This is a genomic window from Pseudoalteromonas sp. PAST1, from assembly GCF_021532515.1.
Lineage (GTDB): Bacteria > Pseudomonadota > Gammaproteobacteria > Enterobacterales > Alteromonadaceae > Pseudoalteromonas > Pseudoalteromonas simplex.
In genome coordinates, this window is record NZ_JAKGBH010000069.1 from 1 (window position 1) to 18,441 (window position 18,441).

At 41.4% G+C, this 18,441-nt stretch carries 14 protein-coding genes; 12 read left to right on the forward strand and 2 right to left on the reverse strand.

Annotated elements, in window-relative coordinates; translation table 11 throughout:
• Window positions 1–141 precede the first annotated feature (141 nt).
• Window positions 142–1,239, forward strand: coding sequence for a serine hydrolase domain-containing protein (locus tag L1272_RS21010; protein WP_235374216.1), 1,098 nt, complete (start codon window positions 142–144; stop codon window positions 1,237–1,239).
• 24 nt (window positions 1,240–1,263) lie between these two features.
• Here the strand turns inward: L1272_RS21010 and L1272_RS21015 are convergent, their stop codons facing one another.
• Window positions 1,264–2,169, reverse strand: coding sequence for a LysR family transcriptional regulator (locus L1272_RS21015; RefSeq protein WP_166338608.1), 906 nt, complete (start codon window positions 2,167–2,169; stop codon window positions 1,264–1,266).
• 110 nt (window positions 2,170–2,279) lie between these two features.
• Between L1272_RS21015 and L1272_RS21020 the strand changes: the two genes are divergently transcribed.
• Together L1272_RS21020 and L1272_RS21025 are read left to right on the forward strand one after the other, a co-directional pair.
• Window positions 2,280–3,038: an SDR family NAD(P)-dependent oxidoreductase gene (locus L1272_RS21020; RefSeq protein WP_138599393.1), complete on the forward strand. Its 759-nt coding sequence runs from the start codon at window positions 2,280–2,282 to the stop codon at window positions 3,036–3,038.
• 91 nt (window positions 3,039–3,129) lie between these two features.
• Window positions 3,130–3,747, forward strand: a complete 618-nt coding sequence (locus L1272_RS21025) for a LysE family translocator (RefSeq protein WP_235374224.1) — start codon at window positions 3,130–3,132, stop codon at window positions 3,745–3,747.
• Window positions 3,748–3,805: 58 nt separating this feature from the next.
• Here L1272_RS21025 and L1272_RS21030 read toward each other — a convergent pair whose 3' ends face one another.
• Window positions 3,806–4,714 carry a LysR family transcriptional regulator gene (locus tag L1272_RS21030; protein WP_138599394.1) on the reverse strand — a complete coding sequence of 303 codons (909 nt, stop codon included), beginning with the start codon at window positions 4,712–4,714 and terminating at the stop codon, window positions 3,806–3,808.
• A 118-nt stretch (window positions 4,715–4,832) separates the two neighbouring features.
• Between L1272_RS21030 and L1272_RS21035 the strand changes: the two genes are divergently transcribed.
• The 9 genes from L1272_RS21035 to eda all read left to right on the forward strand — a co-directional run.
• Window positions 4,833–6,809: a ligand-gated channel protein gene (locus L1272_RS21035; RefSeq protein WP_235374217.1), complete on the forward strand. Its 1,977-nt coding sequence runs from the start codon at window positions 4,833–4,835 to the stop codon at window positions 6,807–6,809.
• Between the two features lie 221 nt (window positions 6,810–7,030).
• Complete coding sequence (locus tag L1272_RS21040) at window positions 7,031–9,211, forward strand: extracellular catalytic domain type 1 short-chain-length polyhydroxyalkanoate depolymerase (protein WP_235374218.1); 2,181 nt, start codon at window positions 7,031–7,033, stop codon at window positions 9,209–9,211.
• A gap of 585 nt (window positions 9,212–9,796) precedes the next feature.
• On the forward strand, window positions 9,797–10,675 hold the full coding sequence (locus L1272_RS21045; RefSeq protein ID WP_138618280.1) for an NAD(P)-dependent oxidoreductase: 879 nt from the start codon (window positions 9,797–9,799) through the stop codon (window positions 10,673–10,675).
• Window positions 10,676–10,773: 98 nt separating this feature from the next.
• Entirely contained in the window at window positions 10,774–13,026 is a 2,253-nt protein-coding gene (locus L1272_RS21050; RefSeq protein WP_235374219.1) for a polysaccharide lyase 6 family protein, read from the forward strand.
• Window positions 13,027–13,035: 9 nt separating this feature from the next.
• Window positions 13,036–15,234, forward strand: a complete 2,199-nt coding sequence (locus tag L1272_RS21055; protein ID WP_235374220.1) for a heparinase II/III domain-containing protein — start codon at window positions 13,036–13,038, stop codon at window positions 15,232–15,234.
• Between the two features lie 11 nt (window positions 15,235–15,245).
• Window positions 15,246–15,593 (forward strand): cupin domain-containing protein, encoded by a 348-nt coding sequence (locus tag L1272_RS21060; protein WP_054553983.1) that lies wholly within the window; start codon window positions 15,246–15,248, stop codon window positions 15,591–15,593.
• Between the two features lies 1 nt (window position 15,594).
• Window positions 15,595–16,890 (forward strand): MFS transporter, encoded by a 1,296-nt coding sequence (locus L1272_RS21065; RefSeq protein WP_235374221.1) that lies wholly within the window; start codon window positions 15,595–15,597, stop codon window positions 16,888–16,890.
• Between the two features lie 57 nt (window positions 16,891–16,947).
• A complete protein-coding gene (locus L1272_RS21070; RefSeq protein ID WP_235374222.1) occupies window positions 16,948–17,874 on the forward strand; it encodes a sugar kinase in 927 nt (308 codons plus the stop codon).
• Between the two features lie 73 nt (window positions 17,875–17,947).
• Window positions 17,948–18,441: bifunctional 4-hydroxy-2-oxoglutarate aldolase/2-dehydro-3-deoxy-phosphogluconate aldolase (gene eda / locus L1272_RS21075; RefSeq protein WP_235374223.1), on the forward strand; the 494-nt coding region annotated here is incomplete at its 3' end.

Below are 18,441 nucleotides of genomic sequence, written 5' to 3' on the forward strand. Positions count from 1 at the left end.
GCTATGTTTGTTCATGCTAGCCTCTGCTGTTTAGTTATTTGACAAACTAATTATGGCTCTGGCTTTGTCATTAAGCTAACCCACGAAAAGCGGAGGCTAGCACCGTGTGGGAGTCATTATGTCTATAAAACAAGGATGCTCATGAATAAGTTTATAATTCTTATATTATTTTTAATATCGTCTTGCTCATTACATGCAAAACAAACCAAAAGTTTAGAATTTTCTAAAGTGCTAGATAAGGAGATCCCGTTAATTCTTGAAAAAAGCCAAGCGCGTGGTATTGCTATATCGATTGTTCAAGGGAATGAGGTGCTTGGTTCATATTCTTATGGCCATGCTGACGCTGAAAATAGAACCCCAATCACACACAAAACTTTATTCAATGTTGGCTCCATTTCTAAAGTGATTACAGCTTGGGGCGCAATGATACTAGTTGAACAAGGTAAAGTTGAACTTGATAAACCAATTAATGATTACTTAAAAAGCTGGAAAATACCGAATTCTCAGTTTGATGCTAACAAAGTAACTTTACGTAATATTCTCTCTCATACTGCAGGGCTTTCATTAAGTGGCTACAATGGATGGAGTGCTGAAGATCCATTACCTACTCTTGTAGAGTCATTAGAAGGCAATAATACGGGTGATGGAGCCGTTAAAATTATTCATGAACCTGACACTAAATGGTCATACTCAGGTGGTGGTTACACGATAGTTCAGCTGTTAATTGAAGACCTGACTAATCAATCTTTCAGTAATTTTATGACTGAAAACGTTCTTTTACCCCTCGGAATGACAAATTCTTCGTTTGATATCAACCGTATTTCTCCAGCAAAGCTGGCTAGTCCTTACGATGAGAATGGCAACAAAACAGCTATGGTGTACTTTACAGAAACAGCTGCCGCTGGCTTTATAACAACGGCAGATGATTTAGCTAAGTTTAATCAGGCAGTGCTAAAAAATGAGCAAGGTAATTACATTGGTTCAAATATTTTATCAAATCAGCTTATTGCAAATATGATTCAAGCTCAGCCTCACACAGGAGGGCGATGGAGTATGAGTTATGTCGTAGACTCTGAGAATAACAGTCTAGGTTTTGCAGGGTTTAATAGAGGCTGGACATCCTTAACTCGCTCTGTGACAGATAAAAATATTGGTTATGTAATATTAAACAATAGTAGCGTTGGTGGAGTGAATAATGAAATTGATCAACTCCTGCTGTCTGTAATTAAAGGTAGTTAAACTGAAGCGCACATAGCAAGTATCTTAGCTATGGGTAATCGGTTTTAATTGCTCGCTTAACCAATCAATAAACACTCGGGTACGCCTTGGTAAATGGCGTCGATTTGGGTAGACGATATTCATAGGCATGGGCGGCAAATTATAGTCAGGCAAAACTTGGATAAGTTCACCACAACTAAGCTCGTCAAGAACTCCATGACGAGGCACTTGAATAAGGCCAAGCCCAGCTAAACACGCTGCTTTATAGGCATCAGTATTGTTGACTGTGAGCTGTGATTTCATGGTCAGGGTTTGCCAATCGCCTTGCGTATCTTGGTATTCAAAGCCGGGGTCAAGTTGGCCGAGCGTTTGGCTATAGCGAACAATGTAATGCTCGGCTAAATCGCTAAGTTCAGTGATGTTGCCATAGTTTTTAATATAACCTGGGCTGACACAGTTAATCATAGGGCAGTGGCCAATTTTTTTCGCAATCAGCGATGAGTCTTCTAAATTACCGACTCGCACTACACAATCAAAGCCTTCTTCAATTAGGTTAACTCGTCTGTCAGAACTACTCAGTTCAATCTCTAATTGCGGGTGTGCAGATAAAAAGCTGTCTAGATTCGGTAGCACTAAGCGCCGACTAATTGGCTGTGGCATATCTACTCTAAGACGCCCTGATAACGCTTCGTCTTTTTTATGAAATAGGGTTTGTAGTTCGTCTATATCAGCAAGCATATCTTTGCAGCGCTGATAAAACACAGTGCCTTCATTGGTCAGCGTAACTCGCCTTGTTGTGCGGTTTAGAAGCCGAGCACCTAGCGTATCTTCGAGTTGTTTGACCAACTGCGAGACGGATGATTTAGGCATGCTCAGTGCAAGTGCTGCAGCCGAAAAGCTTTTTAGCTCTGCAACCTGAACAAAGGTTTTCATGGCATTTAGTTCATTCATGATTGTTTGTTATTTGCGAACAGTTAATTCAATTTTACATGGTTTATCTGGTTTTGCAGTGTAAATATACTGGTTGCTCACAATTACTTCAAAGCAAAAGGGTAAGCACGATGAGCAACAAAATTGCAGTGATCACAGGTGGTAATCGCGGTTTAGGTAAAAATACAGTTTTAAGTTTGGCACGTAAGAACATTGATTGTGTATTTACTTACAGAAGCCATAAAGATGAAGCGCAGCAAGTTGTAGAAGAAGTTGCAGCGCTAGGGGCAAAAGCCGTCGCCATTCAACTTGATGTGAGCGATATTTTAGGTTTTGCTGAATTTAAACAAACACTTGAAAGTACTTTGGCAACACAATGGCAAACGTCTCGATTTGATTATTTAATCAATAACGCAGGTCATGGCAGTGATAGTGCATTTGCTGATACCAGTGAAGCTATGTTTGACAATTTGATGAATGTACATGTTAAAGGTGTGTTTTTCTTAACGCAAACACTGCATGAGATGATCAATGATGGCGGGCGTATTATTAACTTATCTTCAGGGCTGACACGTTTTGCATTACCAGGAAAAGCGGCCTACGCTACCATGAAAGGAGCCGTTGAAGTATTAACCAAATACATGGCAAAAGAACTTGCTGGTCGCAATATTGCCGTGAATGTCGTCGCGCCTGGCGCAATTGCCACTGATTTTGGTGGCGGTGCAGTCCGTGATAATGAGCATGTTGCTCAATTGGTCAGTTCATTTACAGCCATGGGACGCGTTGGCCAAGCTGATGATATTGGCCCTATGATTGCGCAGCTACTCGGTGATGAAAACCGTTGGGTGACCGGGCAACGCATTGAAGCATCAGGCGGTATGTTTTTATAAGCCTGTTAGCAATCGCGTGTTTGTTTTCTTAGTTAAGTGAATGTGATTTAATCGCTTTCTCTTTTTAAGCAATAAACATGTGATTGCATTTATGCTCGATTTAGCAGTACTCGCGGTTTTTATTCCGACCTTTTTCTTTGTTTCTATTACACCCGGTATGTGTATGACGCTCGCCATGACGTTAGGCATGAGTGTAGGCGTTAGACGTACGCTGTGGATGATGGTCGGTGAGGTGTTAGGCGTTGCCACGGTAGCCATTGCTGCGGTGATTGGGGTTGCTAGTATTATGCTTAATTACCCTGAGCTATTTGCCTTTTTAAAATACCTAGGTGGCGCGTACTTAATATACTTAGGTGTTAATATGTGGCGCGCTAAAACCAGCTTTAAACCTAACGATGCTACACAGCAACAAATTGGTCGTGGGCAATTATTTTCGCAGGGTTATATCACTGCCATTGCAAACCCAAAAGGGTGGGCATTTATGATTTCTTTACTCCCTCCGTTTATTAATGTTGATTTAGCGGTTGCTCCTCAGCTTGCGGTATTAGTGAGCATTATTATGCTGAGCGAATTTATCTGTATGTTGATTTACGCAACAGGCGGTAAAAGCTTAAGGCTGTTTTTAGATAAAGGCGATAATGTGAAGTGGTTAAACCGTATTGCTGGCGCGCTTATGATGGGTGTAGGCGTTTGGCTGGCGCTAGGTTAACGCTAAGTTGGATAATACCCATCTGCATATTGCAAATGGCTATTATCCTTTATGAGTCTTAATCAACTAATTCAACTTGCTTAGACACATGGTTAAAGCATAGTTTTAAAGTATCAATAGCTGTCCTTGTTTTTGCCGCTAAACTGTCTCGGGCTGGTGTTACAGCATAAACAGTATAGTTTGGCATTGCCCATTCAGGTGCTATTTCAACCAGTTCTTTCGATTTTAGTAAATGCCTAACTTCTGGTTCGGGTAACACGCCATAGCCAACACCATCAATCACAAGTTTGATTAAACTTTGCATGTTGTTCACTGTAATTTTAGCCTTTGGCAGTGGCTTGCTTTCTAATGTAGAAGGGTTAAATGCGTTGCTGTCAGCATTACTGTGTCCAATTCTGGCAAACTGGTTGAGATCTTGCCAGCGAGCCTGTTTTATTTGACTAATTGGATGATCTTTATGGGCGCATAACTTTAGTGGCCACGTTGCTAATTGCCTTGCTACTAGGTTGGAATCTGTTAATGGGCCAATAGCGATTGCTAAGTCAGCGCCGCATTTAATCATATCAATTGGCTCGTCAGTCAAAATTAACTGAATACGTAAATCATCAAATTCGTTAATTAAGCGCTCCAACGGCTCGCTTAATAATCCTCCACCAAAACCCACTGGCGCCACTAATTTAAGCTCGCCACTGGGCTTATTTTGCAAATGTTGTAATTGCGTACTGGCTTGATCAGCAAGTGCCAGCATTTTTAAACAGCTTTGATAATACAGATGGCCGGCTTCGGTTAAGGTAAGTTCGCGTGGGCTGCGGTTAAATAGGCTTAATCCGATTTCTTGTTCTAATTGCTTAATGTGTTGACTCACAGCCGATGTGGTCATCGATAACTCTGCAGCTGCACCGCTCATATTGCCTGTCTCTACAGTACGAGAAAAAACGCGTAGTGTTTTTATCAGCTTGGAATTCATAGTTCAGGCCTTCTTAATTCAGTTTTAAGAAATCGTAAATTGTGAAAATCGGGACTTCTCATTAGTATGCAAACGCTAATTATTATCATTAATAAACAAAATGTCACGGAGTATTATTATGACGAGGGTTGTTACGAACATTTTACCATTAACGGCAGCTATACTGGCTAGTTTGTCTTATTCTGCAAATGCAGATGATAAAAAGCAAGACATGGAAGTGATTGTAGTTTCTGCTTCAGGTTATGAGCAGATGCTTAAAGAGGCACCAGCCAGCATCAGTGTTATTGATCGTGAGCAACTCGAAAAGCGTTTTTATCGTGATCTAACCGATGCAATGACAGATGTTCCTGGTGTGGTTGTCACAGGTGGTGGCGACAGAAAAGATATCAGTCTTCGTGGTATGGCAAGTCAATATACTTTGATTTTAATTGATGGCCAGCGTCAAACCTCTCGTGAAACCCGCCCAAATAGTGATGGCCCTGGTGTTGAAGGAGCATGGACTCCGCCTATCTCAGCGATTGAACGCATCGAGGTTATCCGTGGCCCTATGTCGTCATTATATGGCTCAGATGCAATCGGTGGGGTTATCAATATTATTACCCGTAAAACACCAGAAAAATGGTACGGTGAACTACGCTTAGATAGCACCATTCAAGAATCAAGTGAATCGGGCAATATCAATCAAGGTAGCTTTTTCACAGCGGGTGGCTTAATTCCTGAGTTATTAGGTATGCAGTTATCTGGTCAATTCTCAAAGCGTGACGAAGACGATTTTGAAGCAGGTTTTCGTGGCAAAGAGCAAAGTAATATCAAAGCTAAGTTCATCTTAACGCCTTCTGATAACCACGAAATCATGCTTGAAGTAGGCTCTGCAAAACAAAAACTCGACGAAACATTAGGCAAAACGGTTGCTCCTTTAGCTGAAGGCGAAAGCTGCGGTCGAAATGGCTGTCCTGAGTCATCAACCACAGAGTATGACCAAGAGAGCTATTCACTAAGCCATAATGGTTTTTATGATTTTGGCTCATCACGCAGTTACCTAAAGTACGATAAATTCGATAATACCTCTCGCGAAATGTATGTCGAAAATACCGATGCGCAAACCAGCTGGACTTTACCTTTTACCAATCATAATGCTGCATTTGGTGCCTCATATTTAAAAGAAGAGCTGGACGATTACACCAGTAACCGCATTAGTGACTTAACCCATGTTGAGAACGAGCAGTGGTCAGTATTTGCAGAAGATGAGTGGGCAGCAACCAAGCAATTTAAACTCACTACCGGTCTTCGTTATGACCATGATGGCAATTTTTCAGGCCATTTCAGCCCACGTTTGTATGGTGTGTATACAGCAACTAAATCGTTGACGGTAAAAGGCGGTATCTCTACAGGCTTTAGAGCGCCGAATATTCGTCAATCTACCGCAGCTTGGGGGCAAGTGAGCCGAGGTGGTAATATTTACGGTAACCCAGATTTAAGCCCTGAAAAATCTGTAAACTACGAAATGGGTATCTATTACGATGCAAACCGTGATTTATCGCTTTCAAGCACCGTATTTTACAACGAATTTGAAGACAAAATTACCCGTATTTCGTGCCCACTCACCCAGTGTACTGATGGACCAAACCAGTTTGGTTCGATGCCAACGACCTATGTCAATGTGGATGAAGCCGTTACACAAGGCTTTGAGTTATCAGTATCTTACGACATTACTAGTGAGCTTGATGTAAGTGCCAACTACACCTACACCGATTCTGAGCAAAAAACTGGTGAGTACAAAGGCAGCCCACTTAATCAATTACCTAAACACATTTTACAAACATCAGTTAATTGGCGCCCGGTTGATAAGCTAGGCACCTGGTTGCGTGTACATTACCGTGGTGAGGAAAGTCAGCCGACAACAGGTCCGTCACAAGACAGCTTAATTGCGCCAGATTACACCTTGGCTGATATCGGTGGTAACTATGATTTAAGCCGCAGCATTAAGTTAGGGTTTGGTGTTTATAATTTATTTGATAAAGAAATCACCGAAGCTGAATACGGATATGTTGAAGATGGTCGACGTTATTGGGTATCAGTCGGGTTCAATTTTTAAGCCTACTCCTTAGCAAAAGCAAAGCCAACGAGTTACGTTGGCTTTGTTAATGAAACTGGTTTAAGTTTCGTAAATGACAATAAATCAGGTTGTGGTGCTTTTGGTTTGTTTTGCAATAGATGTATAGCACTATAGTTATAGTTCGCTTTTTAAATAGTTCTACTACATTGGGTTAGTCATCAACTGACAGACAACAATGATAACGACTATAAAGGCGATATATGCAAAAAGTAACACAATTATGTAAACGAAAATCAGCGTCGTTTACTCCGCTCGCAGTGCTCTGTGCTGCTATTTTCTCGCAGCCAAGTTTTGCAGGGAGTTGGCAGCAAAATGTCAGCATTGGCGGTTTTAATAATGTTCATATTTACACTCCTGATACGCAATCAAGCATAGGCAATGGCCATTCTTTGATGCTGGTACTGCATGGCTGCGTGCAACCCATTAATAACTACTTAACTGCGAATCTTGAAGATGCAGCCGAAGCCCATGGTATGATAATAGCCGTTCCTGATGCGATGAATAAAGCAGGCTATAGCTGCTGGTCATATTGGCAAGGAGCAATCAATCGCAGCTCTGGTGATTATAAAAATTTAATTAATTTAGCCAATGCATTAAGTGGTGATGCAGCGCGTAATATTGATCCCAAACAAGTGTATATTGCAGGTTTGTCATCTGGGGCTGCAATGGCTGCTCAAACGGCTTGTGTAGCGCCTGATGTATTTGCTGGGGTTGCACCAAGCGCTGGGCCAACCATCGGCACAAGTTCAAGTGGGGCAATTTCGACCTGTGAAACAGTGTCTGAAAACACCTTTGTATCCCGCTGTGAAAGCTATGCTGGCAGTTATAAAGATCATTTTGCCACACAAATAGCGGTGATTGGTCATGGTACTGCCGATACCACAGTCAATACCTGTTATAACCAGCAAAACGCAGATGGCTTTGCTGCCCTTTATGAGGTTAATCAACTTTCAGGCACAACGACCATAAGTGATGATGCAACACGCACTGCTGAGCAGTCACTTTGGCAAGACAATCGGGTTGCTATGCTGTGGTTTAATAATTTGGATCACTCGTGGTCGGGCGGACAAGGTGCGTCTGGCGATTATGTGGCGGCAAACAGTATTAATTTTGCAACCTATCTCGGTGAGTACTTTGCGGCTAATAATAAACGAGTTGATCGTAATGCAGGCCCTGAAATTAGTAATTTAACTGCCACAGTCAGTAATAACCAGCTCACCATTACAGGCAGTGCAGTCGACCCAGAAGGCAATGTAACCAATGTTGATATAAACGTGTATAGCCTAGCCAGTGGCGCGGCAAGCTTAATTGAATCACTGAACGTACAAGTCGATGCGAATAATAGCTTTAGCGGGGTGACAAGCGTACTCAGCGATGGACTTTATGAAGTGCGTGTCAGTGCCACAGATAATGAAGCGAAACAAGGTGATGAAGCTAATCTTACGGTACGTGTCGGGCCAGAGCCTGCGGCTACAGCACCACTACTGAGTGATACTGCGGCAAGTGTAAACGGGCAGTGCGCTACAGTGACGGGAACGGTGATTGATGATAATCAAAACTTAAGTACTGTCGTGGTCAGTTTTAGCAATGGTGATGTGACAGCTACAGTGAATGGGCTTGCGTACTTTGCTGAGCAATGCAATCTGGCTGGTGGCAATAATACCGTAGTGATCACCGCAACAGATGATACTGCGCTGACATCAACAGATAGCATTAGTTTTGTCATCGATGCTGGCGTGACAGGCGATTACAATCTTCATATCAACGAAGGCCATATTAGCTGGGGCGAAGGTTACTCTGCCTGTTATTTAGCGTTTGGAACCGCTGCCTTTACTATGCGCGAGTATTCAGCGGGTACCAATCAATGTCAGTGGATCGCTGATGATGATTCAAGTTGTGCAGGGCCATTACAAGCATGCAAAACCACCACCGAACCGACTAATGACGCAGACAACGACGGTGTGCTCGACGGCGCAGATAATTGCCCGAATGTAGCGAATGCTGATCAAGCTGATAACGATAATGACGGGATTGGTAATGTGTGTGACAGCACTCCTGATGGTGAAACGAGTGACTCTGACAGCGATGGTGTTAGTGATAGCCTAGATAACTGCCCGCTGGTGGCCAATAGTGATCAACTGGATAGTGATGCAGATGGTGCGGGTGATGCGTGTGACTCAACACCGAATGGTGATTACCAATGCACTGAAACCACCTCAAGCAACTATGCACATGTGCAAGCAAATCGTGCAACTACGAATGGCTCTTACGCCTATGCAGTGGGCTCAGGTGATAACCTAGGTCTTTATAACACCTTTTATACCAGTACCTTAGCGCAAACTAGTGCTGGGTATTATGAATTAGGTAATTGCCCTAATTAATAAATGTGTGTCGCCCATGCGGGCGACATAGCTTTAGTTACTCTTATATTTAAACCATTACCGCCTACGTTAAAAATGATTACAGGGTTACCAGTGGAATTGTTGAAACAACTAGTCACGACGCTTTTTGCTGTTTTCAACAATATTTAAATGCTTCAAATTTGTTTACTAATTTAAGCTGGTTGGCATGATTGGTCATAAAGATGATTTTAGTGTTCTTACCAATTTTATGTTTTTATGTTGCACCCTCATCTCAAAATTTTCTCAAACTTATCAATTCACGTAAATAATCAAATAAAATTAACTAATTAAGTTAGTAAATAATTTTACTTGATAGCTTTTATTTTTATCGCGACAGACTTTTTTGAATATTGGTCAATATTCTTTTCTTTTTTTGTAACGCCAATTGGTTGACAATGTAATTTATTGGTAATAACTTATGTTGTTATTGGTAACCTTGTTGTGCCAGTTTGTGTAAGTGCTGCTATTAAGATGTAGTGCTGTGAGATTTAAAAAATTTAACTAGGCGCACTTTTCGAAATGGTTAACTTCATTCAAAAGTGTCAATTTATTTAGGAGTTCTACATGTCAAAACCAACGATCGGTTTTATCGGCCTTGGCCTAATGGGTGGCAATATGGTCGAGAATCTACAAAACAAAGGCTATCAGTTGATTGTGATGGATCTTAATAAAGAAGCCGTTACAAAATGTGTAGAGCGAGGTGCTCAAACAGTATCGACAGGTAAAGAGTTAGCCGCTGCTTCAGACATTGTTATGCTTTGCTTAACAACATCAGATATCGTGGAAAAAGTAGTTTATTCAGATGAAGGTTTATTGGATGGACTAAAAGAAGGGTCTGTTTTAATCGATTTTGGTACATCAATTCCTGCCTCAACTAAGAAAATTGGTAAAGACCTTGCTGCAAAAGGCGTAGGTATGATTGATGCACCTTTAGGGCGTACTCCAGCGCATGCAAAAGATGGCTTATTAAATATTATGGCTGCAGGTGACTTAGAGACGTTTAATAAAGTGAAGCCTGTATTAGATGATCAAGGTGAAAATGTGTTCCATTTAGGGGAGCTTGGCGCAGGTCATACAACAAAGTTAATTAATAACTTTATGGGTATGACAACGGTATGTGCGATGTCTCAAGCATTTGCTGTTGCTGATCGTGCCGGCGTAAATCGCCAACAACTTTTCGACATTATGTCTACGGGACCATCAAATTCACCTTTTATGCATTTTTGTAAAAACTATGCGGTGGATGGAGTGAGTGATCTTGGGTTTTCAATTGCAAATGCAAATAAGGACTTAGGTTACTTTTTACAGATGGTAGAGGATCTTGGCACTGTGTCAAAAATTGCTGAAGGCTCATCGGCGAACTTGCAAGCTGCATTTGATGCGGGAATGGGTCAAGGCAATGTGCCTGAGATTTTTGATTATTTCAAAAGCTTAGTTAAGTAAAGCCATTTGCCAAAGCGCTTCACATCGTGAAGCGTCTGAACACACATAATAAAGCTGATGGCGTTTTTCGTCGAAATATCAGTAAAAATGAGTTAACTATGCGATTGATTAAACTAAATATAATAAAGCTTAGCCTAGTTATTCTTGGTTGTTTTTCGACAACGATTGCAGCCAAAGACTACTTAATAGACAACAAACAAGCTTACGCAAAAATAGCCAACACGTTACAAGCAGGTGATACCGTAATTTTACAAAATGGGGTGTGGCATGACTTCGAAATTGTTTTATCTGGTCAAGGCTCTAAACAATTACCGATTAGATTAAAGCCGCAAACTAAAGGTAAGGTTATTTTATCTGGGCAGTCAAACCTTCGTTTAGCAGGGCAGTATTTGCATGCCAGCGGCCTTGTATTTAAAAATGGTTATACCCCGACATCCGCGGTTATTGAGTTTCGTAATGGTAAAGAACTCGCATTTAATTCGCGTGTCTCTGAAATGGTAATCGATAATTATAACAACCCAGATAAGCGCGAATCTGATTATTGGGTAGCGCTTTATGGTCAGCATAACCGTTTTGATCACAACCACTTAGAAGGTAAACGAAATAAAGGAGTGACAGTTGCGGTTCGGTTGAATTCTGAACAAAGTCAGCTGAATTATCATCAAATTGACCATAACTATTTTGGCTATCGTCCTGTATTTGGCTCTAACGGTGGAGAAACGTTACGTATCGGGACGAGCCACTACTCGTTGTCCGATTCGCACACATTAGTTGAGAACAACTATTTTGAACAAACCAATGGTGAGGTCGAAATCATTTCGATTAAATCAGGTAAGAACCATATTCGAAATAACATTTTTTATGAAGCTCGCGGCACACTTACACTGCGTCATGGGAATGGAAATATCATCGAAGAAAATATTTTTTTCGGTAATGGTGTAGAGCATACTGGCGGCATTCGCGTTATCAACAAAGATCACATTATTCGTAATAATTATCTCGAGGGATTAACGGGATTTCGTTTTGGCAGTGGCTTTACGGTGATGAATGGTGTGCCTAATTCACCCATTAACCGCTATCACCAAGTTGAAAATGCGCAAATTGAAAACAATACCTTTATAAATGTTGAACATATTCAGCTTGCTGCTGGCAGTGATGCTGAACGCAGTGCTGTACCAATTAATAGTGTGATGAACAATAACCTGATCATTAACGACTCGCAGCAACCGTTCACAGCTTTTGATGATATTAGTGGCATTAAGTTTAGTAACAACATTGCCAATACAGCCGTATTACCATCGCTTAGCAAGGGAGTAAAGCAACAGCAAGTTAAGTTAAAGCGTAATAAAGCGGGCTTACTTTACCCTGTTTCAGAGTCAGTTTTTGCGGGTGCTAAGGCTGATTTAACTGTACTGAAAAAAGCAGACACAGGAGTGAGCTGGTACCCTAAAAGCCCTGCAATTGTGGCTTTTGATTCGGGAAAAACCCATCGAGTGGAAAATTCTGCGAAGGATCTCCTGCTTAAAATTGAACAAGCGCACTCAGGTGATGTACTTGAACTATCAGCAGGAGACTATGACCTCGCAAAACTGGTCGTGATTGATAAAACCCTTTCTTTTAAGGCGGCTCAAGATGGCGCTGTGAATTTGACTTTTGAGCGCTCTAGTTTGTTCGAAATTCATGATGGCGGCAGTTTAAAGCTAGAAGGGTTAGTTATATCTGGTAAAAACAGCCCAGACTCAGCGGGTAATTCGGTTATTCGAACTAAAAAATGGGGCATGGTTGAAAACTACCGCTTGATTATGGAGCGTTGCCAATTAATTGATTTAGACATTAATCATACCTTTGATTTTTTTAAAACGGGTAAAGGTGCACTAGCGGATGAAATCACTTTAATTAATAACCAGTTTAGTCAGGTTACTGGCGATATCTTGCGCCTTGACAGCGAGATTGAAAACTTAGGTGTGTATAACGCTGAGTACGTCACCTTAACAAATAATCATTTTGATAATGTTAGTGGTGCGCTAGTTAAGCTCTATCGTGGCGGTACTGATGAAAGTACGTTTGGTCCACACTTTTTGTTAAAGAATAATACACTGATCTCAGTGGGTTTAGGGAAACGAAATCAAACTAATGCCAGTGTTTACTTACATGGTGTGCAAGTTACCGAAATCGCCGAGAACGCGTTTACCAATTCTGCGCCGATTGTCGTTGAACATACCGTTGGTGAACCGCAAACGCGTATTATCTCAAACACGTTCACTAATACAGCAAAACCACACATTGAAGAGCTAAATATTGCAGGCTCGCATACGGCTATTTTAAAAAATAACCAAGTGATTCAGAAGTAGGGAGCAAGCATGAAAATATTTAATTTTTACACAGGCTTAAAAATAGCGGTAACTGCTCTGGCTATTACCACATGCAGTGCTTTTGCGACGCACCCAAATTTAGTAATCACCCAATCTGATGTTGAGAAGATGCGCAGTGCGCTTAACCAATCGGGTCGCTTTAATGATCGGTATCTTGAGCTAAAGCAACAAGTAGATCAGCAACTTGCTTTTGGTATTGTTGTGCCGTTACCTAAAGATGGTGGCGGTGGTTATAGCCATGAGCGTCATAAAAAGAATTATCAGCTGATGTATGGCGCTGGCATAATTTACCAGTTAAGCCAAGAGCAAAAATATGCCGATTTTGTGCGCGATATGTTACTTGAATATGCCGCACTCTATCCAACGTTAGATGTGCACCCCAAACGTAAAGTTAAGTCGCAAAACCCAGGAAAATTATTTTGGCAAAGCTTAAATGAAGCTATGTGGTTGGTATACACAATTCAAGCTTATGATTTGGTCGTTGAGACACTAACAGATCAAGACATTAATGACATTGAGCATAAGCTATTAAGACCTGTGGCACTCTTTTTATCACAAGGACAGCCTTCTACTTTTAATAAAGTACATAATCACGGCACTTGGGCTACAGCTGGGGTTGGCATGGCAGGCTACGTGTTAGATGAGCCACAGTGGGTTGAAAAGGCGCTGTATGATTTAGATAAATCTGGTAAAGGTGGCTTCTTAAAGCAGCTTGATATGCTTTTTTCACCTCAGGGGTATTATAACGAAGGCCCCTATTACCAACGCTTTGCGTTACTCCCTTTTGTTACGTTTGCCCAAGCTATTGCACATAACGAACCTGAGCGAAAAATTGCACACTATCGTGATGGCATTTTGCTAAAAGCCATAGATACTACAATTCAACTGAGCTATAACGGTTTGTTTTTTCCGATTAATGATGCAATTAAGAGTAAAGGGATCGACACCATTGAACTTGTGCATGGTGTGACGGTTGCTTACGGTTTAACGGGTGATACAGGCTACTTAGATATTGCTCAGCAACAAGGGCAAATTATTCTTTCGGGAGATGGTTTAGAGGTTGCAAATGCGTTAGATGAAGGATTAGCAACACCCTATCAGTTCAGGTCCGTCGCATTTGGAGATGGCAGCCAAGGAGATGAAGGGGCGCTTGTGATCATGCGCAGCAAACCCAATGGCGAACAGGCATTACTCTTTAAACCTGCTTCTCAGGGATTAGGGCATGGCCACTTCGATAAGTTAACCTGGCAGTTTTATGACAAGGGACAAGAAATTGTTTCTGATTATGGTGCTGCGCGTTTTTTAAATGTTGAAGCCAAATTTGGGGGTCGTTACTTACCGGAAAATAACAGCTATGCAAAACAAACCGTAGCGCATAATACAGTCGTTGTGGACGAAATCAGTCATTTTAATTCAGATGTAAAGCAAGGAAACAAACATGCTCCAACGCTAAATTTCTTTGAAACCTCGGAATACGGCAGTGTATCGAGTGGTCAAATAAATACAGCTTACGAAGAGGTTGAGCTTGAGAGAACGCTTGCTTTGGTCGAACTTAAAGAACTAGGCAGTACTATTGCTATTGATTTATACAGTGTCAACGCATCACAACCTCACCAACTAGATTTGCCTTTGCATTATAAAGGGCAATTTATCGATAGTAATTTTGATTTAAATACGCAGAGTCAACAGATGACGGCGCTGGGTAAAAAGAATGGTTATCAACATCTTTGGTTAAGAGCGCAAGCTCGTCCTGAAAAGGGGGTAGCTAAGGTCACATGGTTAAATGAAAATGGCCGCTTTTATACTTTATCAAGCTTAGTGAATGGCGAAGAGTCGTTTTTATTCACGCAAGTTGGTGCAAACGATCCTAATTTTAATCTACGTAATGAACATGGTTTTATCCGCCGAGTGAAAGGTGTAAATAGGCATCAATTTATTTCAATACTAGAGCCTCATGGTGAATATAACCCGAGCAAAGAATATACCCTCGTTGCACAAAGCCGATTATCTGCCTTGTCACACACACAACAGGGGAAGCTTACGCTTATTGAGTTAACTGTGGCAGATAAGCCTTATTTAATTGCCATTAATAACAACAAAGGCGCTAGTAAAAGATCATTTAAATATAAAAATCAATCATATTCATTAGACGGCCACTTAGGCGTTTATTTGATGACCAACATTTAGGAATAGTTGCCATGACTAAACAAAGTGAACATTTTACATTTGCAAGCGACGCTGAAGTTGAAGACCTAGGGAATGGCCTAAAACGTCAAATGCTTGGTTATAACGAAGAACTAATGGCCGTTAAAATTTGGTTTGCACAAGGTGCTATTGGCTATAACCATGCTCACCGTCATTCACAAGTTACTTATGTTGTTGAAGGTGAATTTCATTTTAATATTGATGGTGTTACCAAAGTATTAAAAGCAGGTGATAGCTGTTTTATTCCTCCTTTTGCAGATCACGGTGCAACTTGCCCAACGGGCGGTATTTTAATTGATACCTTTAGCCCTGCTCGTGAAGACTTTTTAGAGGATGAATAATATGAAACTTCAAGGTTTACGCTGGTGGGTAATTGCTCTAATAGCACTGGCAACTATTATCAATTATATCGATAGACAAGCGCTTAGTGTGCTATGGCCTGATATTGTTGAAGAACTGTTTCCTGATGAATCAGCTTTAGAGCGAAAGCAAATTTATGCCAATATTTCGATTGTTTTTGTATTTGCTTATGCATTTGGGCAAGCAATTTTTGGCAAAATTTTTGATTGGGTTGGTACGCGCTTTGGTTTTGTTTTATCAATAGGTGTGTGGTCGCTAGCAACCGTGGCTCATGCATTTGCCCAAGGAGTAATGAGCTTGAGTCTTTTTCGCGCTATTTTAGGCGTCGCAGAAGCTGGGAATTGGCCGGGAGCTGCAAAAGGCAATGCTGAATGGTTTCCAACTAAAGAGCGTGCCTTAGCACAAGGAATTTTTAACTCTGGTGCTGCAATTGGCGGCATTATTGCAATCCCTCTTATTGCTTATTTAACTGTCTACTTTAGCTGGCAAATGGTGTTTGTTGTGGTAGGTGTTATGGGCTTCTTATGGCTAGTGCCTTGGCTTATTCTAGTGAAAGCTCCACCAGGCTCTCATCCATGGATCAGCGAAGAAGAAAAGCAATACATCTTAACCGGCCAACGTCAGTCTGCAGCCGATAACACCAATGATGAAGAATACAACCCAAGCACGACTGAGCTTTTAAGTCGTAAACAAAGCTGGGGCGTTATCATTGCATCAGCAGCAATTGACCCTATTTGGTGGTTGTTTGTTTTTTGGATCCCAATTTACCTCAATGAAGTCTATGGCATGGATGTTAAGTCAATTGGAATTTATGGTTGGGTGCCTTATGTAGGCGCTATGTTTGGTGCATGGTTTGGTGGTTTACTTGCGCAAAACCGTTTAAAAGCCGGATGGAGCACGGATAAAACACGTAAGCTCACCATTACATTAGGCTGCTTAATTATGTTGCCAGCCTTAATTGCCATGGCAAACCCAGGCGCGCCCGTAGTAGCTGTATTGATTATGGCTGTGATTTTATTCGGTTTTCAAACAGCGATTGGTAATGTGCAAACGCTACCGAGTGACTTATTAGGGAAAAAAGCAGTCGGCACCTTATCGGGTATTTCTGGTATGGCTGCAAAACTAGGTGCTGTAGGTCTAACGTCATTGGTGCCTTACTTAACTGCCGGCGGTAATTACACACCTGCATTTGTGATTGGCGCATCGCTTGCGATTATTGCGATGTTGGCTGTTTGGCTATTGATCCCAAAAATTGAACCACTAAGCAGTAAAAAGTAACCCAAATAAAGGCTTTTTAGATTCTCTAAAAAGCCTTTTTAATTACAGGATAAAATAATGAAAAAAATCTTCTTTTTGGGTGAATGCATGGTTGAGTTAAAAGCTATTTCAGATAGCACGCTAAATCAATCATTTGCTGGCGATGTTTATAATTCAGCGGTGTATTTAAAGCGTTGTTTTAGCTCACTTGAATGTGGGGTTGTAAGTGCTATCGGTACGGATGCGCTCAGTATTAAAATGCGGCAGCGATTTGTCGAAGAAGGCCTAGCGACACAGCTTGTCTTCACACATGCTAATAAAGTACCCGGTATTTACTACATTGAAACTGATGAGCAAGGGGAGCGCAGTTTTACCTACTGGCGACATGACTCAGCAGCCCGTAAAGTGGTGGATTTTTTTAACCCAAGTGTTGAAGAAGAATTAGCCAGTGCAGATATGCTGTTTATCTCGGGTATTTCATTGGCTGTCATTGAACCAGCAAGCCGAGATTTATTTTGGCAAATCGTGCAGCGGATAAAAAAAGCGGGGGTTAAAATCGTTTTTGATCCCAATTATCGAGCCCGGTTGTGGCAGTGTGAGCAAGAAACTAAAGGGCAATACACTATTGCATTCGAACTAGCTGATATTTGTCTACCAGGTATTGAAGATTTAACGACACTTTATGAGCTTCATAGCGCACAAGCCGTTATGGACTATTTAGCGCAATTTAATATCGCAGAAGTCGTTGTTAAAAATGGCCCAAGCTCTGTCTTTACAAAAATAAATGGTCAATTGTTTGAGCATCAAATTACACCAGTTACACATGTTGTCGACACCACATCAGCAGGCGATGCATTTAATGGTGCTTACCTAGGTGCCAGAATGGCAGGTATGGATGAACATAAAGCTGTACAGCTTGCTGCAAAAGCCGCTGCTGTGGTGATCCAGCAGCCAGGAGCAATTACACCAAAAGAACACTTTGTGAAGGCCATGCAGAGTACTTAATTTCAAAACTACCTTTTAACTGCTCGTTAGCAGCAACTTGATCTTTACCAATTAATTTAAAGAGAGAACGAACATGATCCGCTTTTCTGAACTGATGTCAGGGCAAACACTGCTGCCTCTTATTCAAGCTGAGACACCTGAACAAGGGGTAAAAATAGCCAAAGCAATGGCTGATGCAGGGCTAGGGCTGGTTGAAGTTGTACTTAGAACGAAGGCTTCATTAGCGACTATTTCAGCGATAAAACAACAATTGCCCCAACTCACGGTTGGTGCAGGGACGGTTATCAACGAAGGTATCCTACAGCAAGCAATTAAAGCAGGTGCAGATTTTATTGTTACACCTGCTGTGTCAGCAAACTTACTTCAAGCGCTAAAAAACTGTGGTTTACCGGTTGTTCCCGGTGTGTCTAATACTGCAGACATTTTACTGGCATTAGAGGCCGGCTTTACTGAGCAAAAGCTATTTCCAGCTTCTTTATCAGGAGGGCCGGCGTTTTTAAAAGCTGTGTCGAGTGTGTTCCAAGATGTTCGCTTTTGCCCAACAGGTGGCGTGAATGAGCATAATAA